This is a genomic window from Cyanobium sp. WKJ7-Wakatipu, assembly GCF_024345355.1.
GTDB classification, from domain to species: domain Bacteria; phylum Cyanobacteriota; class Cyanobacteriia; order PCC-6307; family Cyanobiaceae; genus Cyanobium_A; species Cyanobium_A usitatum.
On sequence record NZ_JAGQAY010000006.1, the window covers coordinates 90,395 to 115,777 of the forward strand.

At 63.8% G+C, this 25,383-nt stretch carries 26 protein-coding genes; 9 read left to right on the forward strand and 17 right to left on the reverse strand.

Annotation, left to right across the window (positions count from 1 at the left end):
• Positions 1-42: 42 nt before the first annotated feature.
• Both KBY83_RS05880 and KBY83_RS05885 read left to right on the forward strand, forming a co-directional pair.
• Positions 43-2,772, forward strand: coding sequence for a DNA methyltransferase (locus KBY83_RS05880; RefSeq protein WP_255018702.1), 2,730 nt, complete (start codon positions 43-45; stop codon positions 2,770-2,772).
• Between the two features lie 239 nt (positions 2,773-3,011).
• Positions 3,012-4,022 carry a hypothetical protein gene (locus KBY83_RS05885; RefSeq protein WP_255018703.1) on the forward strand — a complete coding sequence of 337 codons (1,011 nt, stop codon included), beginning with the start codon at positions 3,012-3,014 and terminating at the stop codon, positions 4,020-4,022.
• Between the two features lie 48 nt (positions 4,023-4,070).
• Here the strand turns inward: KBY83_RS05885 and KBY83_RS05890 are convergent, their stop codons facing one another.
• From KBY83_RS05890 to KBY83_RS05905, 4 genes are all read right to left on the reverse strand, one after another.
• Complete coding sequence (locus tag KBY83_RS05890) at positions 4,071-4,259, reverse strand: hypothetical protein (RefSeq protein ID WP_255018704.1); 189 nt, start codon at positions 4,257-4,259, stop codon at positions 4,071-4,073.
• On the reverse strand, positions 4,259-4,513 hold the full coding sequence (locus tag KBY83_RS05895) for a hypothetical protein (protein WP_255018705.1): 255 nt from the start codon (positions 4,511-4,513) through the stop codon (positions 4,259-4,261). The genes KBY83_RS05890 and KBY83_RS05895 overlap by 1 nt, the downstream gene beginning before the upstream one ends.
• Before the next feature lie 153 nt (positions 4,514-4,666).
• Positions 4,667-5,200 carry a hypothetical protein gene (locus KBY83_RS05900; protein ID WP_255018706.1) on the reverse strand — a complete coding sequence of 178 codons (534 nt, stop codon included), beginning with the start codon at positions 5,198-5,200 and terminating at the stop codon, positions 4,667-4,669.
• A gap of 254 nt (positions 5,201-5,454) precedes the next feature.
• The gene (locus tag KBY83_RS05905) at positions 5,455-6,636 is read right to left on the reverse strand and encodes a hypothetical protein (protein WP_255018707.1); all 1,182 of its coding nucleotides are present in this window, start codon (positions 6,634-6,636) and stop codon (positions 5,455-5,457) included.
• Between the two features lie 139 nt (positions 6,637-6,775).
• Here KBY83_RS05905 and KBY83_RS05910 point away from each other — a divergent pair, with 139 nt between their 5' ends.
• Complete coding sequence (locus KBY83_RS05910) at positions 6,776-7,072, forward strand: hypothetical protein (RefSeq protein WP_255018708.1); 297 nt, start codon at positions 6,776-6,778, stop codon at positions 7,070-7,072.
• Here the strand turns inward: KBY83_RS05910 and KBY83_RS15470 are convergent.
• The 3 genes from KBY83_RS15470 to KBY83_RS05920 form a co-directional block, all read right to left on the reverse strand.
• Positions 7,054-7,329, reverse strand: coding sequence for an NUMOD4 domain-containing protein (locus KBY83_RS15470; protein WP_396093507.1), 276 nt, complete (start codon positions 7,327-7,329; stop codon positions 7,054-7,056). The two genes, KBY83_RS05910 and KBY83_RS15470, sit on opposite strands and share 19 nt — an antisense overlap.
• 80 nt (positions 7,330-7,409) lie before the next feature.
• Positions 7,410-7,577 carry a hypothetical protein gene (locus KBY83_RS05915; protein WP_255018709.1) on the reverse strand — a complete coding sequence of 56 codons (168 nt, stop codon included), beginning with the start codon at positions 7,575-7,577 and terminating at the stop codon, positions 7,410-7,412.
• Entirely contained in the window at positions 7,574-7,831 is a 258-nt protein-coding gene (locus KBY83_RS05920; protein ID WP_255018710.1) for a hypothetical protein, read from the reverse strand. The genes KBY83_RS05915 and KBY83_RS05920 overlap by 4 nt, the downstream gene beginning before the upstream one ends.
• A gap of 55 nt (positions 7,832-7,886) precedes the next feature.
• On the opposite strand from KBY83_RS05920, the gene KBY83_RS05925 reads away from it, so the two are divergent.
• From KBY83_RS05925 to ggt, 3 genes are read left to right on the forward strand one after another with little or no spacing between them, the layout of a single operon-like run.
• Positions 7,887-8,375: a YajQ family cyclic di-GMP-binding protein gene (locus KBY83_RS05925; RefSeq protein ID WP_255018711.1), complete on the forward strand. Its 489-nt coding sequence runs from the start codon at positions 7,887-7,889 to the stop codon at positions 8,373-8,375.
• Positions 8,359-12,150 carry a hydantoinase B/oxoprolinase family protein gene (locus KBY83_RS05930; protein WP_255018712.1) on the forward strand — a complete coding sequence of 1,264 codons (3,792 nt, stop codon included), beginning with the start codon at positions 8,359-8,361 and terminating at the stop codon, positions 12,148-12,150. The genes KBY83_RS05925 and KBY83_RS05930 overlap by 17 nt, the downstream gene beginning before the upstream one ends.
• A complete protein-coding gene (gene ggt, locus KBY83_RS05935) occupies positions 12,147-13,955 on the forward strand; it encodes a gamma-glutamyltransferase (RefSeq protein WP_255018713.1) in 1,809 nt (602 codons plus the stop codon). Before KBY83_RS05930 ends, ggt begins: the two co-directional genes overlap by 4 nt.
• A 32-nt stretch (positions 13,956-13,987) precedes the next feature.
• Here the strand turns inward: ggt and KBY83_RS05940 are convergent, their stop codons facing one another.
• The 7 genes from KBY83_RS05940 to hemL are packed head-to-tail and all read right to left on the reverse strand — an operon-like array spanning position 13,988 to position 20,475.
• Positions 13,988-14,683: a phosphoribosylanthranilate isomerase gene (locus tag KBY83_RS05940; protein WP_255018714.1), complete on the reverse strand. Its 696-nt coding sequence runs from the start codon at positions 14,681-14,683 to the stop codon at positions 13,988-13,990.
• Positions 14,684-15,400, reverse strand: a complete 717-nt coding sequence (locus tag KBY83_RS05945) for an ABC transporter ATP-binding protein (protein ID WP_255018715.1) — start codon at positions 15,398-15,400, stop codon at positions 14,684-14,686.
• The gene (locus KBY83_RS05950; RefSeq protein WP_255018716.1) at positions 15,397-16,161 is read right to left on the reverse strand and encodes an ABC transporter ATP-binding protein; all 765 of its coding nucleotides are present in this window, start codon (positions 16,159-16,161) and stop codon (positions 15,397-15,399) included. Before KBY83_RS05950 ends, KBY83_RS05945 begins: the two co-directional genes overlap by 4 nt.
• Complete coding sequence (locus tag KBY83_RS05955) at positions 16,158-17,066, reverse strand: branched-chain amino acid ABC transporter permease (protein WP_255018717.1); 909 nt, start codon at positions 17,064-17,066, stop codon at positions 16,158-16,160. The genes KBY83_RS05950 and KBY83_RS05955 overlap by 4 nt, the downstream gene beginning before the upstream one ends.
• Positions 17,067-17,071: 5 nt before the next feature.
• Positions 17,072-18,004, reverse strand: coding sequence for a branched-chain amino acid ABC transporter permease (locus tag KBY83_RS05960; protein ID WP_255018718.1), 933 nt, complete (start codon positions 18,002-18,004; stop codon positions 17,072-17,074).
• A 9-nt stretch (positions 18,005-18,013) separates the two neighbouring features.
• Positions 18,014-19,225, reverse strand: a complete 1,212-nt coding sequence (locus KBY83_RS05965; protein WP_255018719.1) for an ABC transporter substrate-binding protein — start codon at positions 19,223-19,225, stop codon at positions 18,014-18,016.
• A gap of 11 nt (positions 19,226-19,236) precedes the next feature.
• Positions 19,237-20,475 (reverse strand): glutamate-1-semialdehyde 2,1-aminomutase, encoded by a 1,239-nt coding sequence (hemL, locus tag KBY83_RS05970; protein WP_255018733.1) that lies wholly within the window; start codon positions 20,473-20,475, stop codon positions 19,237-19,239.
• Between the two features lie 177 nt (positions 20,476-20,652).
• Between hemL and KBY83_RS05975 the strand changes: the two genes are divergently transcribed.
• Complete coding sequence (locus KBY83_RS05975; protein ID WP_255018720.1) at positions 20,653-22,134, forward strand: FAD-linked oxidase C-terminal domain-containing protein; 1,482 nt, start codon at positions 20,653-20,655, stop codon at positions 22,132-22,134.
• Between the two features lie 19 nt (positions 22,135-22,153).
• Here KBY83_RS05975 and xth read toward each other — a convergent pair whose 3' ends face one another.
• From xth to KBY83_RS05990, 3 genes are all read right to left on the reverse strand, one after another.
• Positions 22,154-22,972: an exodeoxyribonuclease III gene (gene xth, locus KBY83_RS05980; RefSeq protein ID WP_255018721.1), complete on the reverse strand. Its 819-nt coding sequence runs from the start codon at positions 22,970-22,972 to the stop codon at positions 22,154-22,156.
• Positions 22,973-23,092: 120 nt separating this feature from the next.
• Complete coding sequence (locus tag KBY83_RS05985; RefSeq protein ID WP_255018722.1) at positions 23,093-23,395, reverse strand: hypothetical protein; 303 nt, start codon at positions 23,393-23,395, stop codon at positions 23,093-23,095.
• Between the two features lie 58 nt (positions 23,396-23,453).
• Entirely contained in the window at positions 23,454-23,813 is a 360-nt protein-coding gene (locus tag KBY83_RS05990; protein ID WP_255018723.1) for a DnaJ domain-containing protein, read from the reverse strand.
• Between the two features lie 71 nt (positions 23,814-23,884).
• Between KBY83_RS05990 and KBY83_RS05995 the strand changes: the two genes are divergently transcribed.
• Both KBY83_RS05995 and KBY83_RS06000 read left to right on the forward strand, forming a co-directional pair.
• Positions 23,885-24,724 carry a hypothetical protein gene (locus KBY83_RS05995; RefSeq protein WP_255018724.1) on the forward strand — a complete coding sequence of 280 codons (840 nt, stop codon included), beginning with the start codon at positions 23,885-23,887 and terminating at the stop codon, positions 24,722-24,724.
• Between the two features lie 36 nt (positions 24,725-24,760).
• Positions 24,761-25,288, forward strand: coding sequence for a hypothetical protein (locus tag KBY83_RS06000; RefSeq protein ID WP_255018725.1), 528 nt, complete (start codon positions 24,761-24,763; stop codon positions 25,286-25,288).
• Positions 25,289-25,383: the final 95 nt, after the last annotated feature.

Sequence of the window (25,383 nt, forward strand, 5' to 3'; positions counted from 1 at the left end):
GAGTAGTCCCTGTCACAATCAGCGGTCACGAGGCTCCCCCCGTTGAGCACATCCCAGGCCTTACAGACTTTCGCCGATTGGGTGGCCACGATCCGAGGCGATGAGGACAGCGAGGCCCAGACCTACGTGAACCGGCTGCTCCAGGCCTGGGGCTGGGCCGATTCAGTGGAGGCGGGCACCACCTTTGAGCGCAAGATTCCTAAGGGCAGCCTCAATGGCGGGATGGGTAGCGCGGATGCCCTGATCGAGGGAACACGAGCCACGGTGCTGATCGAGATGAAGAGCCGGGGCAAAGCTCTGGAGCCCCACTTCCCACAACTGCAGAGGTACTGGATATACCTCGCACCCAAACCGCTCTACTCGGTGCTCTGCAATTTCGATGAGCTGTGGGTCTACGACTTCAACCAGCTCGTAGATGAACCCCTTGTGAAGCTGCGGGTCGCAGATCTGGCGGCCCAGTCCTCGTCCCTCGCCTTTCTCAGCAAGACCGATCAGCCGGTGCACTTCGGCCTCAACCAGATCGAGGTGACGGAGGCCCAGGCCCGCAGCATGGGGGAACTGTTCAGGCGGTTGCGGAAACGGGGCGAGGCAAGCGGCGCGTTCACGGCATTGGAGGCCCAGCGGTTCGTACTCCAGTGCGTCCTGAGCCTGTTCGCTGAGGATCGGGGCCTGCTGCCGAACCTGCAGTTCACGGTCGCCATAAACGTCTGCAAGGGGGGCCAAAGCAGCTACGACGTGCTCGGCAACCTGTTCGGCGAGATGAACACCCCCGGCATCACGCCCGGCGGGCAGTTCAAGGGGACGCCCTACTTCAACGGCGGGCTCTTCGCCCACATCCCCAGGCTGGAGCTGCTCTCAGAAGAGTTGGATCTGCTGACCGCCAGCGCCGAGGAGAACTGGCAGCGGGTGCGGCCCAGCATCTTCGGGAACATCTTTGAAGCCAGCAGCGATGACGCCACACGCCACGCCCACGGCCAGCACTTCACCAGTGAGGTGGACATGCTGCAAATCATCCGGCCCACGATCGTGGAGCCCTGGGAGGAGCGAATTGCACAGGCCAGCAGCATCTCTGAGCTAGAGAGCCTTCGGCAAGCGTTGACTCAGTACCGCGTCTGCGATCCGGCCTGCGGCTCTGGGAACTTTCTCTACATGGGCTACAACGCTGTCAAGGATCTGGAGGTGTCGATCCTTCGGCGTATCGACGAGCGACGCACCTCCGAAGCCAAGAAGGACCAGGGGGTTCTGGGCCTGGTGACGCCGTTGCAGTTCTTCGGCATGGACACCAGCCCCTTCGCGGTTGAGCTGGCAAGGGTGACGCTGATGATCGCCCGCAAGGTGGCTAACGATCGCCTGGGGCTCACCGAACGGGATCTGCCTCTCGACAACCTCGACAACAACATCAGGGTGGCGGATGCGTTGTTTACGCCATGGCCGGAGGCGGATGCCTACGTGGGCAACCCACCGTTTCTGGGAGGTAAGCACATGCGGCACAACCTGGGCGATGAGTACGTCGAGCGGGTCTTTCAACGGTTCCCCGAGGTGCGAGACAGCGTGGACTTCTGCACCTACTGGTTCCGTCTGGCCCAGGAGAACCTCAAGCCTGACGGCAGGGCAGGACTGGTGGCCACCAACTCGATCCGCCACGGCAAGAGCCGCCGGGCTTCCCTCGACTACATCCGAGACAACGGCGGGCACATCCATTCGGCGATCTCAACCCAGCCGTGGTCTGGGGAGGCCAATGTCCACGTCAGCATCGTCAACTGGAGCCAAGAGGCTGCGGGCGGCTTCCGGCTTGATGGTGAAGCCGTTCACAGCATCAACTCCAGCTTGCGCTCCAGCGTGGATGTGAGCGAGGCCATGGCACTGGGGGCAAACAAGGGCAGCTGCTTCCAAGGCGTCATACCCGTGGGTAAGGGATTCAATGTTGACCCTGGGACAGCGGCGGAGTGGTTGGCTGCTGATCCAAGGAACGCTGAGGTGGTTAAGCCGTTCTCCATGGGCAGCAATCTCGCAAAGCGGCCCTTAGGGGAGCCCGATCGCTGGATTATCGACTTTGGTGATCGCCCGCTCGAAGAGATCGAGGCCTACCCCTCACCGTTTCGGCAAGTGGTGGATCTGGTTCGGGTCGAGAGGCAGTCAAATCGTGAGCAGGTGATGCGTGAAAAGTGGTGGCGATTTAAGAGGACCAATGCCGCGATGAGAGAAGCACTGGAACCGTTGAGTCGTTTTTTCGCCGTCCCTGAAGTCTCGAAATGGGCGATCTTTCTCCCATGTCAGCCGAACTGGCTTTGTGGAAACAAGAACAAGGTGGTAGCAAGCGACGACGACTACATCCTGGCCCTGTTGACATCATCCGTTCACCGCACCTGGATGCACGCCCAGAAAGGCACCTTGGAAGACAGAACGGCTTACACCCATGACTCGATCTTCGAGACCTTTCCCTTCCCCCAGGTTGTCGCCCCCGAACTGGTCCAGAAGATCCGCCAGGCGATGTCCACCCTCAACGAGTACCGCAATGAAGTGATGCTTGCGAAGAACTGGGGGATCACCGACATTTACAACGCCTACATCCACGAACCCGCAAGTCAGCTCGCCAAGCTCCACCGGGGCCTCGATGCCCTTGTGCTCAAGGCATACGGCTGGAAAGCCAGCGAAGACATCCTCAGCAACCTCCTAGACCTGAACCTGGAGCTAGCGGAACTGGAGGCAGCGGGGGAGTCGGTAGTTGGGCCTTGGGCGCCGCCCTCCAACAGCTCCCCTAGCGCCTCCTAAAGGCCTCGCCCCAATTACCTGCCTCATCCCTGCCGCCGGTTGCCTCGTGTGCAAGGGCTTCTCAGGGGTAAATACCTCACCCTCGCCAGCGGTAGCGGCACCTGGCCCCATCAGAAATACTAATAAATAAGGTCTAACGCGTTGGACCTTATTCTTGCTATGCTTTGACTTGCTGCCCTGTGCTGAAGCTGCTTTGGGCTCGGCAGCCCGCCTAGCAACGTCTAACACTCTGTCCAGCTATGACACCCAAGCCCGCAAAGGCCGACCCGCTGGAGGCCGGTAACGGCACTGAAGCTCTCGCCCCGTCCACAGGCGCTCTCAACCTCCGTGAAGACGTGCTCCAGGGATTCCTGGCCATCCGTGAGCAGCACCAGCAACTAGAAGGCATCCTTCACCAAGTAATGCGCCGCGTGGTCCTCCCACGTTGCAAATCCATCGGTGATGAACTAGCCCGTATCCGCGATCTCTACCCCAAAGGCAAAAAAGGCCCCGGCGGTATCGCCAGCGTGTTCTTCCGCGATGCCGAACAGTTCACCGGCCTAAAGAAAGCCCAGGTTCTCAACTACATCACCGTCAGCACCGGCTGGCCACGGCTCATGGACTTCATGGCCGATCTACCCGAAGGCGCAGCCCCCATCCAATCCATGCGCGGGGCATTGGAAGCTCTACGCGCCATGAACCGGCCCGAGCGGCCCGCCTTGCCCGGCTCCGATGGTGCCGTGGACGTAGACGCTGAAACGGTGGCCGCCACCTACACCACCACCGGCAAACGCTCCCGCTACGTCCACAACACTCGGGAAAAGGTGCTCCCCGCCCTGGCAGCCCTCAAGTCCACACCCGTAGGCCTGAAGCATGAAAGCCAGCTGGACACCATCCTCCAGGCCCTGCACAGCCTGCTGGATGCCATGGAGGCGGAAGAACAGGCCGCTGCCTGGCAGGAATCCCCAGCGCCTGAACCCACCCCAGTGGCTGCCCCAGAGGTGAAGCAGCCGGAGCCCGAGCCCGTGGTGCTCGCTGAGCCTGAGCCTGAGCCTGAGGTGGCCCGCACCACCATGGCGTCCCTATTCCCGGCCACCGCCGAAGGCTGGCAAGCACTGGAAGCTCACCTTGCCGAATACGGCAGCGGGAAGCTGGCAGCCGCTGCTCTAGGAGTCAGGCCTGAAACTTTCAGCCGCCACCGCAACAAGGTGAAGCGGGCCATTCTCCCCGCTGCGATCACCGGGGACGCCGCCGCAGCCGTGGTCGGGTGAGGTCAGCTACCTGGCGCCAGGGTGGGCGAATCCGTCACCCCTGGCGATCTAGTCAATTCGATCGAACACAGCACCCCAGCCGCCCTCCCGCAACGCCTCTGCTCGTTGCCTGGCCATCGCTGCCCCATCAACACCTAAGGCCTGCTCCAGCGCCTCCTGGTTGGCTAGGTAGCCCTCCCACCGCCCAGTCGTCAGCTCACCATCAGCTGCCCGCTTTGCCCGCCGCTTACCAGTCATCAGCGCCGGCGCTCACGCCATGCCTGACCATTGGCCCGCCACCATGCCCTGCCCTTAGCTAGCTGCTCTGCACGGCCCTGCAGGTAGCCCTTGCGGCAGGGATAGGTAAGCGCTCGCTCAATAGGCCAACCCTTGCTCAGCCGCTCTGACAGCACCCTCGGGGAGATATTGCGCTGCTCTGCCCAGGCCCCCACCGTCAGGCTCTGCCCCTGGTGCGCGATGTACCGGCAGCGGCGATCTTGAGACTGGGCCAAGACTGGTAGACAACTGCACCAGTCTATCTAGCTGGACAAGCCAGATCCCTTGCTACCACTGAAAAACAAGGCCCTGCATACCTGATCTGAGTACCTGCATTTCAAGCAGTTATGCAAGTCAGTTACAGCAATGCTTTTCAGCTTTGGACAGGCTCATCCTGGACTAACTGTCACATTGGATTCTTGAGATTGGCACATTTCAACAGCTGGTGAGACAGCTTCAGGCAGTACCTCCACCGCGCTTGCATCAGCCATCGCCTGCTGGTGATTTGCTCCAAGCAATCCGCTCCAAAGCGCCGAGTCGAACTGGTTTGTCACTTCCACCACGGCCTGAGGCACGGCAGATAGGCGTGTTGCCCACCTGGCAAACCGATCCGAGTGCAGCGACACCATGTTCAGCAACCCCGGCGGGATTGGCTCCCCTCGTTGCCGGTAGCCAGCGGCCTCGGTGCGAAGCATCAGGCCAGCGGATTGAAGACTGACGAACGCATCAGTTTGCAGCTGCTCTGGGGTCATTGATGCCGCCGGGTGTGTCTCCTGCTTCTTTCTGATCCAACGGCTAACCGTGGCCTCTCCAACATCGAGCTGCCTCGCTATCTGGTTCTGCGCAACGCAGTTGCAATACATATCCCACGCTCTTTCCTGCAATTCTTTACTCAGCTTGCGACGAATTGCGGTTTGAGTCATTTAGGAAGATTCCGTGCGTTCCATGGAGAGCATTCTGCCTGAGTTTCTAGCCGGCGTAGCTGCGGTGTATCCCTCCCTATCGACCACTGTTAGCTAGGCCGTCACACAGCCAAATCGAAGTCGAAATTTTTCCGATTGGGTTTGGTGTGATGGGAAGTGATGGGCAAGGAGAGTTCAGGTCAAGCTATTAACTACGTATTCTGGCTATGGGTGTGATAACGACCTGCCTGACAGGCTTTATCAGACCTCATGGACTACTTAGCTACTGCTGTATCGATACAGCTAGCTAGGGGTGTCTCCAGGAGGGTTAAAAGGAGCTGATCCTGCTTTCTCAAGGTGTTGACGCCGGGCTTCTTACCGCTCTGTTGCTTCACCAGCTCTGCTACTGCCTCACGGGCTGCCGTAAGGGTCGGGAAGGCCAGTCCGGCGTCACTTAGCTGCAGGACAGCCTGTTCAATGAGCTGAGCCCTTCCAGAGGCCAAATCAGCGTTATGGGTGTAAGCCTTGGGTCGGGCGTATTCAGATTGACCGGCAGTGGCCTTGCATCGCTCACCGCCATGTTTGCTGTAGTGCTGCCACCAATGAACGAGTGTGCCGGCTGCAATGTGCCGATAGTGACTGCTGAACTGCCTGCACCCTGGCGCCGCTAGCAATAGGGCGCACATGCGTTTCTGAAGGGCAGCACCGCTCAATCCTTCCCATGCCGCCAGGTACGCCGCTTGAGCTGCTAACTCATCGGTTTGCTTTGGGCCAGTGAAACCACGCTGAAGCCTGTATCGCGCTTCTGGGATCAAATGCCAGTAACCACGGGCATCAGGGTCAGCATCACGACCTGGCGCAAGGGCAAAGGAGTCATTGACTGCCAGAGCGGCCTCCCACTGGTCACAGAAGGCGCCGACATCTCGATGGACGGGTGTGAGGTCTTGATCGAGGACGCAGCTGTCTGGGGCGATCAGTGGCAGGCGGATGCCATACGGCAGCGAACCTTTTTTTGTGACGTTGGGAAACAGCTCAAGGTGGCCGGGTTGAACCTGAAAACCAGCGAGGCGGATCAGATCTTCAAGCCACTTAGCAACGATGCTTGTCAGCTGGGGCGGAATTGGCACCCAGAGGTGAATGCCCCGGCTATCGCTGCTCTGAACGATCAGGACGCCTTCTAGGCCCTGCTCAGCTAGCAGCTGCAGGATCTTCGGGATGGCGTCAGGATTGTTCTTTGGGTGGTAACGACCGCCAGCATCAATATCGATTACCAGCCAGCGGGTTAGACCTTGGCCAGGACGAGTGGCAGTGGGCTCGCCGCTGAGTAGGTGTTCTGGTCTGATCGGGTAATTGTTGACTGTGAACCAGTCTTTGGCTGGTGGTTTGCGGAGCCAATCAAACTTCCGATCAACGATCAGGCTGTGAAGGCGCTGAGCCTGTTGGAGGGTTAGAGTCATTGGGGTAACGGAAAGGCTCCCAAGTCCGGGCAGGGCACGGGGAGCTTTTTTCGTATCTGGGATAGGTTGACGCTAGCCGGGGCATTCAGTTGCCTTGCTACCACCGCTAGCTAGATTTGTTGCCTAAAAGGGATTGATTGTGAGCCGCTCCCGCAAGTACCGCAGCAGCCAAATCCGTGGGATTGGCATTGACGAAGTTGACTACGCCGACGGCTGTGACCGTTTTGTTACCAACGTCGTTTTGCCTGAAGTGCAGAGCCTGCACCCGGTAGCTGGTGTATTGCTCACCATGCCGATTGGGTTGATTGCTGGCTTGCACCGTGCCATCGGTAGCGGCTACATCGCCCAGGCCGATCGCATGGAGGCAGAACATGCCGCCGCCAAGGCCACCGCCGCTCTGAACCGTGGCAGCAGGGCTCACGGCTGCCGCTGGTAATCAATGGCATTGGCCTGATCTCCAAATACCTCGGCCATCAATTCATCAACGAAATGGCTGCAGACTTTCGTCCCCCTGACCAAGCGAACTGTCCACCGATTACCTGCCGCTGGCCATTGGGTCATAAAGGCACCTAGACGGCGGTCTGGTTGCTTGGGGTCAATGCTCTCCAGCTTGCGGACACGGCCATCAGATGAGAGTGCGTAGCGGTTTTCGTAGAGGGGGATCTGACGCCATTCAGGCCACCGTCTGCGCATACGAACGCCAGGTGGTAGGGCATCCTTTGCTGGATCAGGCGATGGCTTGGGGATGTAAACCCAAGGAAGGCGCTGGTAGGTCAACCGTCAAGCTCCTGCACCAGGGCGACGAGATCACGGATCTTTGGTGACACCAGCGACACAAACATTTCCGCTGTCTCACCTTGTAAGGCGATACCACGGCGCTTGAGGTGAGCGGCGATTGCATCGAGCAGGTCGCTGGTTAGCGGCTGGTAGGTGGTGGTCATGCCTGCACCTCCTGCTGCTGCAGTTCAGCGCGGAGCTGAAGCAGGTACTGCTTGGTGGCGGCTAAAGCTTTGTCACCGTGATAGATGGGGGGTTTGGCCAAATACGCTTCGGCCTCGGCTATCCGTTCGGCCAGGGTCGGTGCAGGCGGCACTGACTTGGGTGGGCTTGTGATCGCCCACTGGCCATTGGCTCCCTTCTCACGGCGGGGAAAGGTGGGGGTTGATTGATTGCGGGCAAGGGTTCTGTCGTCCATGTCGGCTAAGAGGTAGGCGGGTAGTGTTCAGACCCAGTGAGCGCACTGAGTCGTCATGAGCACCTATTCCTTTGATGTGGTGAGCGATTTCGATCGCCAGGAGCTCGTTAACACAATCGATCAGGTGCGCCGCGACGTGGGCACCCGCTACGACCTCAAGGATTCCAACACCGAAATCGAGGTGGAGGAGGCGAGCCTCACCATCACCACCGCCAGCGACATGACCCTCCAGGCCGTGGAGGACGTGCTGCGCCAGAAGGCAACCAAGCGCAACCTCTCGCTGAAGATTTTTGACTTCCAGAGCCCCGAGCCCGTGGGGGGCAACCGGGTCAAGCAGGTGGTGAAACTGCGCAAAGGGTTGAGCTCTGAGCTGGCCAAGCAGCTGAGCAAAACCGTGCGCGACGAGCTCAAGAAGGTGACCGTTTCGATCCAGGGCGAAAGCCTGCGGATCACCGGCAAAAACAAGGACGACCTGCAGCAGGCGATCAACCTGCTCAAGGCCCAGGACGTGGAAGTGCCTTTGCAGTTTGAGAACTACCGCTGAGCCGGTGCAGCCGGCTTGTGCCGCCCCTGGTTGGCGGTTCTGGGTTGATCGGGGTGGCACCTTCACAGACGTGGTGGGCTGCAGCCCCGCTGGCGAGCTGCTGGTGCGCAAGGTGCTGTCGGTGCAGCCGGAGTGCCCGGGGGACCCGGCCGTGCGTGCCATAGCTGCGCTGTTGAGCCAGGAGCCCGGCGTTATGGCCGGCAGCCCCCTCCCGCTGGGATTGGTGCGGGAGGTGAGGCTCGGCACCACCGTGGCCACCAACGCCTTGCTGGAGCAGCGCGGCGCCGGGGTGCTGCTGCTGATCAACCGCGGCTTTGCCGACCTGCTCAGCATCGGCGACCTGCACCGCCCCGACCTCTTTGCCCTGGCCATTCAGCGGCCCAACCCCCTGCGGGTGCGGGTTTTGGAGGTGGACGGGCGCCTGGATGCGGAGGGATTCGAGCTTGAGGCGCTGCGATGGGGAGAGGATTTGCAGCAGCAGCTGCTGCAAGCCCAGGCCGACGGCTACAGCAGTTGCGCGGTAGCCCTGCTGCACAGCACCCGCAATCCCAGCCAGGAGCTGCAGCTGGAGCAGTGGCTCGCACCCCTGGGCTTCGAGGCCGTGGTGCTCTCCCATCGGCTCAGTGGCCAGCCAAGGCTCGTGCCCCGCGGCCAGACCGCCTTGGTGGAGGCGGCGGTGGCGCCGGTGCTTGGCCGCTACCTGCGCCAGGTGCAGCGGGCCTTGGGGCCAGCAACCCGGCTGCGGGTGATGCGATCCAGTGGGGCTCTGGCAGCGCCTGAGCTGCTGCTGGCCAAAGACACGATCCTCTCGGGGCCGGCCGGAGGCATGGTGGGCGCCGTGGCAGTGGGCAGGAGGGCCCTTGCTGCCGCTGGGCTGCCGCCGCAGCCGATCGTTGGTTTCGACATGGGTGGCACCTCCACCGATGTGTTCCATTTCGATGACCGCTGCCTCTCAGGCGCTGGCGGTGATCTGGCCTGGGAGCGCAGCCCTGCTACCGAGATCGCTGGGCTGGAATTGCAAGCTCCGATGTTGCCGATTCACACCGTGGCTGCTGGCGGCGGCTCGGTGCTGCGCTTTGACGGCAGGCGGCTGCAGGTTGGGCCTGTTTCTGCAGGAGCTGATCCCGGTCCGGCGGCTTACCGCCGCGGCGGGCCGCTCACCATCACCGATGCCAATGTGCTGCTCGGCCGTCTGCCGCTTGCCGCCCTGCCAGCGGTGTTTGGTCCCAAGGGCGACCAACCCGCTGATGGGGAAGCGGTGCGGCGGGGGTTTGCGGAGCTGGCGCTTGAGATGGCCGCGGTGGCACCTGGGGTCAGTCCGGAGCGGCTGGCGGCAGGCGCCCTGCAGATAGCCATCGAAACGATGGCGGAAGCCCTGCGCCGTATCTCGATCCAACGCGGCCACGACCTGCGCGAGGCCCTATTGGTGAGCTATGGCGGTGCTGGCGGGCAGCACGCCTGCCGCCTGGCCGAGGTGCTGGCTGTGACGCGGGTGTTGCTCCACCCCTTGGCTGGGGTGCTTTCTGCCTATGGCCTCGGCATGGCCGAGCAGAGGTTGCTGCTGGAGTGCTCGCCGCGGTTGCCGCTGCGCCCCGACAGCCTGCCCCTGCTGCGTCAGCGCTGCGCCGAGCTGGAGCAGCAGGGGCTCGCCGACCTGCGCCGGCTGGGGGATTTGGCCGAGGGGGCCACTGGCCGGATCGGGGTGCAGCTGGAGCTGCGGGCCGCCGGCAGTGAGCGGGGTCTGGAGGTGGCGTGGTTGCCAGACGAGCAAGGGGTTGAAGACCTGCAGCGAGCTTTTAGCGCCGCCCATCTGCAGCGCTTCGGTTATGGCCCGGTGGGCGAAGACTGGATCGTGGAGCGCCTGCTTGTGGAGCTGGCTCCCCCGGCGGTGGCTGGAGGACTGGCGGTGGTTCCAGAACAGGTGGAGGTTGCAGCCCCGCTTGCCCCAACCACTCCCCTGTGGCTGGGTGAGGCGGCCGGCTGGCAGCCGGTGCCGCTGTGGCAGCGCTCCCAGCTGTTGCCCCAGCAAAGGCTCCAGGGTCCAGCCCTGGTTGTCGATGCGACTACCACCACCGTGCTGGAGCCCGGCTGGCAAGCCCTGGTGCTGGCCGATGGAGCCCTGCTGTTGGAGCGGGACTGCACAGCTGCGGCCAGCAGCGGGGTTGGCCAGGCTGTTGAGCTTGTGGAGCAGGGGCCCGATCCCACCCTGCTTGAGCTCTACAACCACCGCTTTGCCGCCATCGCCGAGCAGATGGGTGGGCGGCTGCAGCAGAGCGCCCGCTCGGTGAACATCCGCGAGCGGCTCGATTTCTCCTGCGCCCTCTTCGATGCGGCGGGTCAGCTGGTAGCCAATGCCCCCCATATCCCGGTGCACCTCGGTTCGATGGGCGACAGCGTGGTCAGCCTGCTGGCCGCCATCGCCCGGGGCGAGCGCCAACCATTGGCTTCTGGCGATGTGGTGTTGTCAAACAATCCCTACAACGGCGGTACCCACCTTCCAGACATCACTGCCATTACGCCGGTTTTTGTCCCTGGTTTGGGCGACTCCCAGGCTGGGGCCCCTTTGTTTTTTGTGGCCTGCCGGGGCCACCACGCCGATGTGGGCGGCATCACCCCTGGCTCGATGCCGGCCTTCAGTCGCAGCATCGACGATGAGGGCCTGCTACTCGACAACGTGCCCTTTTTGAGCAACGGCAACTTTGATGAGTCGCTGTGGCGGCAGCGACTGGCTGCAGGTAGTCATCCAGTCCGCAACCCCGACCAGTTGCTTGCCGATCTGCAGGCCCAGGCGGCGGCTAACCGGCTGGGTGTTCAGGAGCTGGGGCGCTTGATTGAGCGCCATGGCCTCGACGAGGTGCGGGCCTACATGGCCCACGGGCAAGCCCATGGTGCCGAGGCGGTGGGCCAGGCACTTGCTCACCTCAGCGACGGGTCTGCCCGGGTGGAGCTCGACCACGGCGCCTTCATCCAGGTAGCTGTTCGCATCGACGCTGAGGCTCGCCGGGTCCAGGTTGATTTCAGCGGAACCTCGCCCCAGCACAGCGGCAATCTCAACGCCCCTCTAGCCGTAACCAAGGCTGTGGTGCTCTACGTGTTTCGCTGCCTGGTGGGCGAACAGATCCCCCTCAATGCTGGCTGCTTCGAGCCGATCGAGCTGATCGTGCCGCCGGGCTCCCTGCTGCATCCCAATCCGCCAGCGGCGGTGGTTGCCGGCAATGTGGAAATCTCCCAAGCGGCAGCCAACGCTCTGTTTGCGGCGCTGGGGGTGCAAGCCGCCGCCCAGGGCACGATGAACAACCTCAGCTTTGGCAATGGCCAATGCCAGTACTACGAAACGATCGGTGGGGGCAGTGGTGCTGGCATCCGCCCCGGTGGTGCCGGCTTTGATGGTGCGGCTGCGGTGCAGAGCCACATGACCAACTCCCGCATCACCGACCCGGAAATTTTGGAAACGCGCTTTCCGGTGCGGTTGGAGCGCTTTGGGATCCGGGCCGGATCGGGCGGGGATGGGCGGTTTCGTGGCGGCGATGGGGCGGTGCGGCAGTTGCGTTTTTTGGCCCCGATGACCGTTGCCCTGATCTCCGGTGCGCGGCGGGTGGCTCCCGCGGGGTTGGCCGGCGGGCTGCCGGGCGCCTGCGGCCGCAACACCTGGATCGGTGTTGATGGCTCGAGCCGGCAGCTCGATGGCTGCTGCGAACTGGAGCTCCAGCCAGGTGTTGCCCTGCGCATTGAGACCCCGGGGGGTGGGGGCTTCGGCGCCCCCAGCAGGCCATGAGCCCTGTTGCCATTAATTGGTCGAATTGGTCGTGGCTGGCGCTGGCGACGCTGCTGACCTCACCAGCCCAGGCAGAGGTGCTGCAGGAGCGCAGCCAGCGCTTCCACCCCCAGTGGTCTGCTGCCGGCATGGTGGCCAGCCAGGAGCGCTGGGCATCGCTGGCGGGCGCTGAGATCCTGGCCAGCGGCGGCAATGCGGTGGATGCGGCGGTAGCCACGGCCTTTGCCCTGGCGGTCACCCTGCCCCAGGCGGGCAACCTCGGCGGCGGTGGTTTTTTGCTGCTGTGGCTGCCGGGGCCATCACCGGCTGCGGCTCGCGGCTGCCCCAGCGCCCAGGAGCTGCGCCTTGGCCGTGGCACGGCAGTGGCCGTGAACTTTCGCGAGACGGCGCCCCTAGCAGCCACCGCTGAGATGTTCCTCGGCCCCGAAGGCGAGGTGGATCGTGAGCGGGCCACCCGCAGCCTGTTGAGTGTGGCCGTTCCTGGCAGCCCAGCCGGTCTGTTGCTGAGCCAGCGCTGCTACGGCCGGCTCTCTCGGGCCGCGGTGATGGCGCCGGCGATCCGCCTGGCCAGCCGCGGTTTTCCTGTGGGCAAGGAACTAGCCGATTCCCTGCGCCAGGCCACACCCCTGCTGCAGGCAGACCCCACCTCCAGCGAGCTGTTTCTCAAGCGCCACCTGCGGCCTGCCCAGCTGTGGCGCCAGCCCCTGCTTGCCTCCAGCCTGCGGCGCATCGCCGCCCAGGGCGAGCCGGGCTTCTACGAGGGGCCGATCGCTGACGCATTGGTGACCTTGATGCGCCAACGGGGCGGCCTGATTCGTCATGCCGACCTCAAGGGCTACCGGGCTCAGCTGGTGCGCCCCCTGCAGGTGAGATTCCGCAACCATCCGGTGCTCACCATGCCGCCCCCCAGTGGTGGTGGCGTCACTTTGCTGCAACTGCTCCAGGTGCTCGAGCCCATGCCCCTGGCTGAGCTGGGTCTCAACAGCGCCGCCAGCCTGCACCGGATGGTGGAGGCGATGAACCTTGCCTATCGCGATCGCAACCACTGGCTAGGCGACCCCGATCAGGTGGAGATGCCGTTGGAGCGCTTGCTGAGTGCGGCCCATGCGGAGCGGTTGCGGGCCCAGATCCAGCTTCAGCGCCATCGCCCCGCCAGCGAGCTAGCGGCCCAGGGCCTCCAGGCAGGTGGTACCAACACAACCCATCTTTCAGTGGCCGATCGCCAAGGGGGGATGGTGGCCCTCACCACCACCCTCAACTTCGCCTATGGCAGTGGCATCAGCGTTCCCGGCGCTGGTTTCCTGCTCAACAACGAGATGGACGACTTCACTGCCAAGCCCGGCGTTGCCAATGCCTACGGGCTGGTGCAGGGCAGCGCTAACGCCATCGCCCCGGGGAAGCGACCACTTAGCTCGATGACGCCCACCTTGGTGTTTCGCCCCGATGGCCGGCCCTGGCTGGCTACCGGCAGCCCTGGCGGCAGTCGCATCATCACCACCGTGTTGCAGGTGCTGCTCAACCGCATGGTGCATGGCCTGAACCTGGCCTCAGCCGTGGCCAGCCCCCGCATTCACTCCCAGCTATGGCCCGATCAGATCAGCGTGGAACAGGGACTGAGCCCTGACACCCTGCGCCTGCTGGAAGGGCAGGGTCACCGGGTGGTGGTGGCCGCCGCCATGGGTTCGGCCAACAGCGTGGAGGTGTTGGCCGAGGGGGGAAGCCTGGGAGTGGCGGATCCCCGCCGTCTCGATGCCGCCGCCATTGGCGAGCTGCAGCTCAAGCCGCCGGTTGGCTCGGTGCCGTAATCGGGATGGGGGGGCAGGAGCCCATGCGGCGATCAACGGGGCGGCAGCGGCAGCGGGCCCCAGCGGCGGCAGATCTGCACGAAGGCCTCAGCGCGCTGCGGATCCTTGGCTCCGCTGGCAGTTTCGATGCCCGAGTTCACATCCACTGCCGCGGGGCGCACCGTCTCCAGTGCGGCCTGCAGATTCTCCGGCCGCAGGCCGCCCGCCAGGATCACCGGCTTGCCGATCTGCTCCACGATGCGGCGGCTGACGCTCCAGTCGTGGGGCAAGCCGGTGCCGCCGATGCGATCGGCCGTGCGGGAATCCAGTAGGAGGGCATCCACCAGCGGCTCGGCTGCGATGGCTGCGGCGATGGACTGGTCGCCATCGCCCACATGGATCGCCTGGATCAGCTTCACGCCAGGTTGGGCGCTGCGGATGGCCTGCAGCTCCTGGGGTGCGATCCCATCCTGCAGCTGCAGGGTGGTGGCGCCCACCTCCCGGATCAGCTCGATGATCGGCGTTGCCTGCTGCAGATGGGTCACCATCACGCTGCCCGTGAACGGCGGCAGGAGGGCCACCAGCGCCGCCGCTGCTGCTGGAGTCAGCTCGTCTTCGGTGCGGTGGCGGGCACCGACGATGAAGCCCAGCGCATCGGCGCCGGCGTTCAGGGCCGCAGCCAGATCGCTCCGGCTGCGGATGCCGCAGAGTTTGACCCTCAGAGGAGCCGTCCAGGGACTCACCTGCACCTAGCCGCCCAGATAGGCCGCCCGCAGGCTCGGATCCGCCAGCAGTTGGGCTGCCGGCCCCTGCAGGGTCAACTGGCCGGCTTCGAGCACGTAGCCCCGATCGGCGATGGCCAGGGCTGCCTGGGCATTTTGCTCCACCAGCAGGATCGTGAGGCCATCTCGGTGCAGTTGGGCCAGGGCCGCCATCACCTCACCCACCAGCTTCGGGGCCAGACCCAGGCTGGGCTCATCCAGCATCAGCAGGGTGGGCCGGGCCATCAGGGAGCGGGCAATGGCCAGCATCTGCTGCTCGCCGCCGGAGAGGGATCCGGCCAGTTGCTGGCGTCGTTCCGCCAGCCTCGGGAACAGGGAGTAGCAGTGGTCCAGGTCGGCGGCGATATTGGCCCGGTCGCGACGCAACCAGGCGCCGAGGGCCAGGTTGTCGGCCACCGACTGGCGGCTGAGCACCCGCCGGCCTTCGGGACAGTGGCTGATCCCCAGTTTCACGGTGCGTTCGGTGCGGAGGCGGAGGATCGAGCCGCCGTGCCAGAGGATCTCGCCTTCGGCGGCTGGAATCAGCTTGGAAATGGCCCGCAGGGTGGTGCTTTTGCCTGCACCATTGGCTCCCAGCAGGGTCACCAGCTCGCCGGCCTGCACCGTCAGATCGATGCCATGCAGGGCGGTGATGCTGCCGTAGCGAACTACCAGATGGCGCAGTTCGAGCAGGGGAGCGCTCATGGGGTGCCTCCGAGATAGGCCTCGATCACCGCCGGGTCGCGCCGCACCTGGTCGGGGCTGCCCAGGGCGATGCGTTGGCCGAAGTTGAGCACCGCCAGCCGGTCGCACAGGCCCAACATCAAGGGCACATGGTGCTCAATGATCAGCACCGTCAGCTTGAACTGGTCCCGGATGCGCCGAATCAGCTCCCGCAGCTCATCCTTCTCTGAGGGGTTCATGCCAGCGGCCGGCTCATCGAGCAGCAGGAGCTGGGGACGGCTGGCCAGGGCCCGGGCCATCTCCAGCCGGCGTCGGTCTCCATAGGAGAGGCTGGCGGCGTCTTGGTGGGCGGCGGCTTCCAGCTGGAATAGAGCAAGCAGATCTAGAGCCTGTTGCTGCAGCTGGGATTCGCGGCGGCGAAAGGACTGGGTTTGCAGCAGGGCTGCGAGGGGCTGCTGACGGGCGTGCTGATGCATTCCCACGAGCACATTTTCAAGGCAGCTCATGCTGCTGAATAGCCGCAGATTCTGGAAGGTGCGAGCGATGCCGAGGCGGGCAATGCGGTGGCTGCTGAGGCCAGCAAGGCTTGCCCCTCGCCAGCGCACGGTGCCGCTGCTGGGGGCGGTGAGGCCAGAAATCACGTTGAAAAGGGTGGTCTTGCCGGCACCGTTGGGGCCGAGCAGGCCAAAAATCTCGCCCTGCTTCACCTCAAGATCGACAGCCTGCAAGGCCCGCAGGCCACCAAAGCGCACCCCCACATCCTCAAGCTGGAGCAGGCTCATGGCTTTACCCCCTGCGCTGCTGCCGTGGGGGTCCCTCGTATTCGCGGCTTGAACCACTTGAACAGCTCCGGGGTGATCACTCCCTGGGGAAAGAACAGGGGACCCACCAGAATCACGGCGCCAAACACGATTAGGCGCAGGTCGCCGACCGGGCGCAGCAGTTCAGGTAGGGCGGTGAGCAGCAGGCCGCCAAACACGGGCCCCAGCCAGGTGCGCGATCCTCCGAACACCACGAACGCCAAGGTGGTGATGCTGGCGTCGAAGTTGCCCAGCTTGGCGTTCCAGGAGTTGAGGAAGTGGGCCGCCACCACCCCGGTCACGCCGGCCACCAGGGCACTGAGCACGAAAGCAAGCAGCTTGGTGTCGGCGGTGTTGATGCCTTGGCTGGCGGCGGCCAGTTCGTCGTCGCGGATGGCGGCCATGGCCAGGCCGGGCCGGGTCTTTTCGAGCCGGTCGCATAGCCAGCAGATGAGCGCCAGCAGCCCCAGAGTGAAGGCGGCGTAGCCAGCAGCGCTATCGAAAGGCTGGGGGATGCCGAAGATGCCCAGGGCTCCGCCGGTGAACTCCAGGTTGAGGGTGACAACCCGCAGGATCTCCACCAGGGCGATCGTGGCGATGGCTAGGTAGATGCCCCGTAGCCGCAGCACCACGCGGCCTAGCCCCAGGGCCAGCACGCCGGTGAGCAGGCCTGCTAGCCCCATCTCCAGCAAAACTGAAGTGATCGGGTAGGTGCTGCCGCTGCCGGCTAGGGCTGGGACCCGCGTAGAGAGCAGGGCTGCCACCGTGCCGCCGATGGCGAAGAAGCCCGGAGTGGCGAGGGAGAGCTGGCCGCAGCGCAGGGGCAGGTACACCGACAGGCCCAGTAGGGCCCCCAGCAGCATTTGTTCGAGCAGGCCGGCGTCCATGCTGATCAAACCTTGTTGGCCTGGGGTCGGCCTAGCAGACCCTGGGGCCTGATCAACAGCACCAGGAACAGGAAGCCAAAGGAGACCGCATCTTTGTAGCCCGATAGATCGGCGGGCACGCAGGCCTCGGCCAGGCCGATGATCAAGCCACCAAGCACGGCCCCAGGCACGCTGCCGAGCCCGCCCAGCACCAGTACTCCCAGCCCCTTAAGCCCGTAGCCAATGCCGAAGTAAGGCCCGGCGATGCTGATGCTCAACCCCACCAGGCCGCCGGCCATGCCGGCCAGGAAGCCGCTGATGCCAAAGGCGATCTGGATCACGCGAGCGCTGTTGATGCCGAGCAGCTGGGCGGTGACCGGGTCTTCGGAAACGGCTTGCAGCGCCTTGCCGCTGCGGCTGCCGTTTATCCAGATCGAAAGGGCTGCCAGCAGCAGGCCGGAGATGGCCAGCAGCATCACCTGCACGGTGCGCACCTTGGCGCCGGCGATGCTCAGCGCCGCCGGCAGGGAGCCAAGGGTGCCCACAGGAATCGAATAGCTCTCGGCTCCCACCAGCAGCTGGATCAGGTTCACCAAAATCACACCGGCCCCAAGGCTGGTGATCAGAGCCAGCAGGGGATCCGAGCCTCGATCGCGCAGGGGGCGGAAGGCGATGCGCTCCACCACTAGGGCCACGGCGGCTGCGGCTATGCCCGCCAGTGGCAGAGCCAGCCAGAAGGGCAGGGCAAAGGGGAACTGCAGGCCGGCTAATAAACCATTAGCACCCACCGAGCCCCCAATCAGCAGATAGGTGAAGTAGGCCCCCATGGTGAAGATCGCCCCGTGGGCGAAGTTGATCACCCCCAGCACTGAAAACACCAAGGTGTAGCCAAGGGCAAACAGGGCGTATACAGCTCCTACCGAAAGCCCGTTGAACAGCAGTTGCAGCAGGCCTTCCATGCCGCTTCCCTAAGGCAGCAGGCTAAAGCGTCCGCTTTTGCCCCCAGTATTCATGCGCACCTGGGCGACAAAGAAGTTTTTCTGAATCACCTCGCCCTCCGGCGTGAAGCGGATTTCACCAAGGGGGGTTTGGTAGGTGCCGCCGAGGATTTCAGCCATCAGGGCCTTGCGGGCCTGGGCCAGCGGGAGGCCCTTGAGCGGTTGCCTGCGATCGAGCCGGGCAAGCGCCTCGCCGATCACCTGCATGGCTGTGTACGCCTGGGCGGTGAGCTGGGGTGGGATCGGGCTGACCTTGGGATTGCGGGCCTGGGCGGCAGCGAAGGCTGCGGTAAAGCGTTGGTTGGCTGGCGTCTGCAGCTCCGGGCTGTAGGCCTGGGCGATCAAAATGCCGTCGCAATATTTCTGGCAGATCGGGTAGATGTTTGGCGTGTTCATACCATTGCCCACCACGATTGCGCCGCGGTAGCCGAGCTCCCGCAGCTGGCGTATGAGGTTGCCGCCATCCATCGCCTGCAGCGACAGCACCACCAGATCAGGCTTCTGATTTAGGGCGGCGGTGATCTGGCTCTGGAAGTCCTGGTCGTTGAGCTGGGTGCGTTGCACCGTGACTGGCTTGAGTCCCTTGGCTGTGAGGGCCTGCTGGAAGATCACCGTCTCTGCTGTGCTGTATGCGTCGTCTTGGGCGTAAAAAACCGCTGCCCGGCGGATGCCCGGGTTGAGTTGCAGGGCCTTGGCAATCGAGAGCGGCGCGATCACCGAGCTTTGGGCTGATACCCGGCTAATGAAATAGCCGATCTCCGGAATGCCGGTAGCGGTATTAGAAGGAGCCACCAAGGGCACGCCCCGGCGCTGGGCGATCGGACCGGCAGAAAATGATTGCTGGGAGAGGGTGGGGCCGATCAGGGCAAGTATGCCCCGGTTGATCTGCAAGGAGACGGCAGCGTTGGCACTGGGCTCCGCGCTGCCCCCGTCTTCGATGCTTAGGGATAGCGGTTTGCCGTTAACGCCGCCGGCGCCATTGAGGGCTGCCAGGGAGAGCTCGATGCCGATTTTCTGGTCTTGGCCATAGACGTTGGCATTGCCGGTGAGTGCCAATACGGCCCCAACGGGAACGCCCTTGCTCAGATTGACTGGACCCTGATCCTCTGAGCCCTGGCAGGCGCTGAGTGCAGAAGCAGCAGAGAGCAAGGCGGCCATGCTGGAGGCAAGACGACGCTTCATGGGAGCCGGGGTCAAGCCACCGCTGCGAAGCATTCGCGGAATGCCGCGATGGTGGCGTCGATGTCAGCGTCTGAGTGGGCCAGGGAAGTGAAGCCCGCCTCGAAGGCGCTTGGGGCCAGGTAGACGCCGCGCTCGAGCATGGCGCGATGCAGTTTGCCAAAACGCACGGTGTCAGACGCCTTGGCATCCTCGAAGTTGCGCACCGGGCCATCGCAGAGGAAGAAACCAAACATGGCGCTGATCGAGCCGCCGCAGATAGGCAGACCGGCGCTGCGGGCAGCATCCAGGATGCCGGCGACCAACCGCTTGGTGATTACCTCTAGGCGCTCGTAGGTGCCGGGCTGCTGCAGCAGCTGCAGGGTCTTGATGCCGGCGGTCATCGCCAGGGGATTGCCGCTGAGGGTGCCGGCTTGATACATGGGGCCGGCTGGAGCCACCATCGCCATGATGTCGGCCCGGCCGCCGTAGGCCCCCACGGGCAGGCCGCCACCGATCACTTTGCCCATGGTGGTGAGGTCGGGGGTGACGCCGAATTTGGCCTGGGCGCCGCCGTAGCTGATGCGGAAGCCGGTCATCACCTCGTCGAATACCAGCAGGGCGCCGTTCTCCTTGGTGAGCTCGCGGATGCCCTCGAGGAAGCCAGGCTCGGGGGTGATGAAGCCCGCATTGCCCACCACAGGCTCAAGAATCAAGCCGGCGATTTCACCGGGGTTCTCGGCGAAGAGCTGCTTGACAGCTTCTAGGTCGTTGTAGGGGGCGGTGAGGGTGCTGGCGGCGGTGCTGCGCGGCACGCCAGGGGAATCGGGCAAGCCCAGGGTGGCCACCCCGGAGCCGGCCTTCACCAAAAACATGTCGGCGTGGCCGTGATAACAGCCCTCGAACTTGATGATCTTTTCGCGGCCGGTGAAGGCGCGCATCAGGCGCAGCACCGACATGCAGGCCTCGGTGCCGCTGTTGACGAAGCGCACCATCTCCACCGATGGCACCGCGGCGATCACCATCTCGGCGAGGGTGTTTTCCAGGGCGCAGGGGGCGCCGAAGCTGGTTCCCTTGTCGAGGGCTTCGTGCAGGGCGGCGATCACCTCGGGGTGGGCATGGCCGCAGATGGCCGGCCCCCAGCTGCCGATGTAGTCGATGTAGCGGTTGCCGTCTACGTCCCAGGCGTAGGAGCCCTTTACCCGATCGAAAACGATCGGCTGGCCACCGACCGATTTAAACGCCCGCACCGGCGAGCTGACGCCACCTGGCATCAAGCTCTGGGCAGCATTGAAGAGCTCCTGGGAGCGGCTGGTGTTGTGGGCAGAACCCGAGGCCGGAGCGGAGGTGGCAGCCGAGGTCAAAGCGGAACCCGCAGAGGGACAAAACCGTCAACCATCCTGACCCAAAACAGACCCCTGGTGCTTGCTCGGTAAATTGGGCCTCTTGCGATGGGTCATCTGGGCATCAATTGGCCAGAGATGGAGCGGCAGTTACGCCAGTTCCTGCCACCCCGCGCCGTGGTGTCGGCGCGCCAGGAGCTGCTGGCCTACGACTGCGATGGCCTCACCCTGAGCCGGCACCAGCCGCCCCTGGTGGTGCTGCCTGAGACGACGGCCCAGGTGGCTGCAGCGGTAAAGCTCTGTCATCAGCAGGGGGTGCCGTTTGTGGCCCGGGGTAGTGGCACGGGCCTCTCCGGCGGCGCCGTAGCCGAGATCGAGTCCCTGGTGATCGCCACCAGTCGCATGCGCCAGGTGCTGGCCATAGACCTGGAAAACCAGCGCATCACGGTGCAGCCCGGTGTGATCAACAGCTGGGTGACGCGGGCGGTGGCCGGCGATGGCTTTTATTACGCCCCAGATCCCTCCAGCCAGGTGGCCTGCAGCATCGGCGGCAACGTGGCCGAAAATTCCGGTGGTGTGCACTGCCTCAAATACGGCGTGACCAGCAACCACGTGCTGGGCCTGGAGGTGGTGCTGCCAGATGGCAGCGTCACCTGCCTGGGCAGCGAGCTCGACGAAACCCCTGAACTCGATTTACGGGGCGCCTTTATCGGCAGTGAGGGCACCTTGGGTATCGCTACGGCGATTACCCTGAGGCTGCTACGGGCGCCCCAGAGCGTGGCCGTGCTGCTAGCTGACTTCACCAGCATGGAAGCGGCCGGCGAGGCGGTGCGTCTGGTGACTGCCGCCGGCTTGCTGCCTGCTGGCATGGAAATGATGGATCGCCTCACGATCGAGGCGGTGAACGACTACTTCGGCGTTGATGAATATCCCCGCGATGCGGCGGCGCTGCTGTTGATCGAGCTGGATGGTCAGGAGGGGGAGGTGGCCGCAGCGGTGCAGCTGGCCACCCAGCTCTGCTCCCAGGCGGGCGCCCGCACCGTGCGCCAGGCCACCGATGCCCAGGAGCGCGCCCTGCTGTGGAAAGGGCGTAAATCGGCCGTATCAGCCTTGGGTCGCCGCTTCCCCAGCTACTACCTCCAGGACGGCGTAGTGCCCCGCAGTGCCCTGCCCCGGGTGCTGGCCGCGATTGAGCAGCTCAGCGCCAGCTACGGCTTGCCGGTGGCCAATGTTTTTCATGCCGGTGACGGCAACCTGCACCCCTTGATCCTTTATTCGGCCCAGGAGTCCGGCATCGAGGAGCGGGTGAAGGCCCTGGGCGCCGACATTTTGCGGTTGTGTGTGGATGAGGGGGGCAGCATCAGCGGCGAGCACGGCGTGGGTAGCGATAAGCGCTGCTACCTCGACTGGATGTACGGCCCCGATGACCTGGCAACGATGCAGCTGGTGCGCCGGGCCTTCGATCCGCTGAATCTTGCTAATCCCGGCAAGATCTTCCCCACTCCCAGTAGTTGCGGCGAATCGGCCCGCAGGGTGGCGGTGCTGCAGGCCCAGGGCCTGGCGCTGCCCGATGAAGCGGTGGTGTTCTGAGCGGGCTCAGCTCCAGTTCTTAGTTCCAGTCGTCGGTTTCAGGCGGCCACACCAGATTCACCACCACCGGGGCGTGGTCACTGGGCTGCTCATTGCCGCGGGTGGCCTTGTGGATCACGCAGCCGGTGGCGCAGGCGAGCAGTTGTTCGCAGAGGTAGATGTGGTCGATACGCCAGCCCCGGTCCCGGTCCCAGGCGCCGGTGCGGTAGTCCCACCAGCTCCAGTGCCCGGCCTCTGGCTCAAATACCCGAAACACGTCTGTAAGCCGCTCGCCCAGCAGCTGCTGCAGGGCTGAGCGCTCCGCCGCGCTGGCCATGATGCCGCCGCTGAGTCGCTCCGGATCGTGGATGTCGCGGGCTTCGGGGCCGATGTTGAAGTCGCCCACCATGCAGAGGGGATCTCCCTGGCGCTCCTGCTCCTCCAGGTAGCGCCGCAGGCAGGCCAGCCACTCAAGCTTGTAGGCGTACTTTTCGCTCTTGAGCGAGCTGCCATTGGGCACGTAGAGATTCAGCACTCGGATGCCGTCGATCAGGGCGCTGATCACCCGTTTCTGCTCGCTGAGACCGGCGGCTTCTTGCTCGGCGGGCAGTAGGGCCTCAAAGCCGATCTTCACGTCCTCCAGTGGTAGCAGGCTGAGGATGGCGACGCCGTTGTAGGCCTTCTGGCCGCTGATGGCCACCGCGTAGCCAAGGGCCTCAAAGGCTTCACCCGGAAACAGCTCATCGGTCACCTTGGTTTCCTGCAGGCACAGCACATCGGGGCGTTCCTGTTGCAGCCAGGCCAGCACCTGCTCGAGGCGGGTGCGCACCGAGTTGACGTTCCAGGTGGCAACCTTCATTGAAAACACGCAAATAGGGACTAATCCTTGTCTGGGAGAGCAGTCTTAGCGATCTCGTCTGGCCCCTGAAACTTGGCGTTGCTTAAATAGCGGCCTAAACCAGAGGGGACTCCATGGAGATCAAGCCGCTGCAAATAGCCCTTGTTGCCGAGCAAAGCCCTGAGCAACTAGCTCAACCGCACGCAGATAGCCCTGTTCGTTGCCCTTGAGCTCCCTCAGCAATGCCTGGATGTCCTCAGGCGCCAGGCCGAGTACCGAGTGGAGCAGCCGCATTACCTGCCACTCCGCGTCAACGCTGCCGCTCACGATCGTTTGCACCACGATCTCGGCGTCAACGAACAATTCGGCCTGGCGATCTTCGCCGTAGTTAGCCAGCGACCTAGCGGCGAACGGATGGCGGAATGTCACTGTGTCCCACTCCATGACTCTCGTGGAGGGTAGGGCTACCTAAGCCTAGTGGGACGCAGCGGGACGAGGCAGCTCAAGCGGGCAGCTCCCGCAGCAGAAGTTCCTGCGCGGTGGTCAGCTCCTGAAAGGCCTCCGGTGAGCCACCTTCTATATCGGGGTGCACCGTCCGGGCTTGCTGCCGGTACGCCTGACGGATTTCCTGTTCACTCGGCCTGCCTGTAAGGCCTAGGAGCGCCAACGCACGGTCTAGGGGGTCTGTGGGGACAGATGGCGTTGCTGGTGGGCGTGGGGGGCGCCGGCCCGCCTGGGCGGCCTTGAGCTTGAGCTCCGCCAACTGCCGGGCCCGACGCTCCGCTGCCAGATCCACCTCGAGTTGCTCGAGGTAGGCCGTCACCTGCCGTAAGGCCTGCCGGATCTCTGGGGGGCGCTCCAACCTGTTCAAGCTGTTGATCTATGCTACAAGAAAGGCGCTGCTATCTAGGCGGCGTAAACCAGAGAACCTAGATGGGCAGGGCCAAACTCGAGTTGACGGGGTTGCAACTAATGCAAGCCAAGGCCGCCTTCATGCGAGGCGACAGCATCAATCGGCTTACCGCCCTGCTGGGCGTTACACGGACGGTGTGGGAACGAGCGCTGCGGCAGCGGTTGGGTGATGCTGCATTTGAAGAGCAGCTAGCGAAAAACCTGGCGGCCAATCGTGGTGGCGGGCGCCCTAAGGCAGGTCAAATATCAGCGCCAGAGCTCCGGCCTGACATTCGCCGGCAGATGGATCACTTCCGGGCACGGGACCTAGCTAAAGAGCGTGAACGCCGGCAACAGCAACAGGGGGAGGATCAACGCGCCGCCGAAGCCAAAGCACTAAGGCTCCGGCGAATCGCTAAGCGGTTAAGCGGGGGGCCCATCCCCGTGGTTTGCATCAACACTGGTGAGGCTTACCCCAGCCTGACGGCCGCGGCCGCCGCTACAGGCGTTGAGGTCTTTCGTGTGCGGCGCTCGCTCGTCCACGGCATTGGGGTGCCAGGTGCTGATGGCCAGCTTGGCTTTAGGAGGTGGCAAGACGGTGACCCGGTGGTGGCGCTACCGCAGGACAGAAAGCCGATCCCCTTGCGCTTTGAGGATGGGAGCTGCTGGCCTAGCGGCCGGGCGTTGATCGAGAAGATGGGCGCCACGCGGGCGGAGGGTGCACGGTTCTACCGGCGCCTCAAGAAGCTGGGTTATGGGCCGGGCTCACCACCGCTGGCCTTGAGGGAGCTGCTGATCCTGGCCAACTGGTTACCGCACCTCGAGCGTCAACGCCTAGCGCAGCGCATCGCCAAAACAGAACTAGACAAGGCCCAGCCTTAGCGCTACACTTGCATCACAAACCAGGGCCAGGAGCTCATGACTTTTTGGAATTGGGAGCAGCGCGGCGTGGTGCTTGCCCCTCCCCCTTATCTGAAGGCCCACTACACCGCTAGGAAAGCCTGGGTGCTTAAGCAGCGTGAAGCGCTTGGTTTTCAGGCTGATGAATACGCGGCGGGTTTTGTTTTTTACCGTCGCAAGTTAAAAGGGAAATTCGAGTGGGCGGTCGAGGATCGCCGCCTCTTTGTGGCTTGGTTAGCCGAGACCAAGAACATGAGGTTGGATCACAGCGAGCGTGAATCGCTGCAGTGGAGCGCTGATCACAACAGCGTGGGTGTGGTTGCCGATGGCTTTGCTGCCACCGTTGATGAATGCTGGGCCGCGGCTTGCGTGGCCGTTGGTAGCGACCGGCTTGAGATCGGCCATTGCGGTTGGCTTAGTGAACGCCACAAGGCTGCCAGCCAGCTACGGGAATATGACCGGATCGCGGCGCTAGACCCCAAGGAGACAACCTCCCAGCGGCAGGCATACGTCTACGTGATTACCCATAAGCCTCCGCAAGCCTGAGATCGCGCTCCGTGCAAGGCGTGCAGCAGCAGACTGCATTGGCGATCCGTTCCGTCATCGCAACCATTGAGAAACGCCGGTTGAAGCGGAAGCAG

Coding starts and splice junctions, on each gene's coding strand:
- KBY83_RS05885 (WP_255018703.1), top strand. CDS start 3,012: ATGACACCCAAGCCCGCAAAGGCCGACCCGCTGGAGGCCGGTAACGGC.
- KBY83_RS05890 (WP_255018704.1), bottom strand. CDS start 4,259: ATGACTGGTAAGCGGCGGGCAAAGCGGGCAGCTGATGGTGAGCTGACG.
- KBY83_RS05900 (WP_255018706.1), bottom strand. CDS start 5,200: ATGACTCAAACCGCAATTCGTCGCAAGCTGAGTAAAGAATTGCAGGAA.
- KBY83_RS05905 (WP_255018707.1), bottom strand. CDS start 6,636: ATGACTCTAACCCTCCAACAGGCTCAGCGCCTTCACAGCCTGATCGTT.
- KBY83_RS15470 (WP_396093507.1), bottom strand. CDS start 7,329: ATGCGCAGACGGTGGCCTGAATGGCGTCAGATCCCCCTCTACGAAAAC.
- KBY83_RS05915 (WP_255018709.1), bottom strand. CDS start 7,577: ATGACCACCACCTACCAGCCGCTAACCAGCGACCTGCTCGATGCAATC.
- KBY83_RS05920 (WP_255018710.1), bottom strand. CDS start 7,831: ATGGACGACAGAACCCTTGCCCGCAATCAATCAACCCCCACCTTTCCC.
- KBY83_RS05925 (WP_255018711.1), top strand. CDS start 7,887: ATGAGCACCTATTCCTTTGATGTGGTGAGCGATTTCGATCGCCAGGAG.
- ggt (WP_255018713.1), top strand. CDS start 12,147: ATGAGCCCTGTTGCCATTAATTGGTCGAATTGGTCGTGGCTGGCGCTG.
- KBY83_RS05945 (WP_255018715.1), bottom strand. CDS start 15,400: ATGAGCGCTCCCCTGCTCGAACTGCGCCATCTGGTAGTTCGCTACGGC.
- KBY83_RS05950 (WP_255018716.1), bottom strand. CDS start 16,161: ATGAGCCTGCTCCAGCTTGAGGATGTGGGGGTGCGCTTTGGTGGCCTG.
- KBY83_RS05955 (WP_255018717.1), bottom strand. CDS start 17,066: ATGGACGCCGGCCTGCTCGAACAAATGCTGCTGGGGGCCCTACTGGGC.
- KBY83_RS05960 (WP_255018718.1), bottom strand. CDS start 18,004: ATGGAAGGCCTGCTGCAACTGCTGTTCAACGGGCTTTCGGTAGGAGCT.
- KBY83_RS05965 (WP_255018719.1), bottom strand. CDS start 19,225: ATGAAGCGTCGTCTTGCCTCCAGCATGGCCGCCTTGCTCTCTGCTGCT.
- hemL (WP_255018733.1), bottom strand. CDS start 20,475: ATGCCAGGTGGCGTCAGCTCGCCGGTGCGGGCGTTTAAATCGGTCGGT.
- KBY83_RS05975 (WP_255018720.1), top strand. CDS start 20,653: ATGGGTCATCTGGGCATCAATTGGCCAGAGATGGAGCGGCAGTTACGC.
- xth (WP_255018721.1), bottom strand. CDS start 22,972: ATGAAGGTTGCCACCTGGAACGTCAACTCGGTGCGCACCCGCCTCGAG.
- KBY83_RS05985 (WP_255018722.1), bottom strand. CDS start 23,395: ATGGAGTGGGACACAGTGACATTCCGCCATCCGTTCGCCGCTAGGTCG.
- KBY83_RS05995 (WP_255018724.1), top strand. CDS start 23,885: ATGGGCAGGGCCAAACTCGAGTTGACGGGGTTGCAACTAATGCAAGCC.
- KBY83_RS06000 (WP_255018725.1), top strand. CDS start 24,761: ATGACTTTTTGGAATTGGGAGCAGCGCGGCGTGGTGCTTGCCCCTCCC.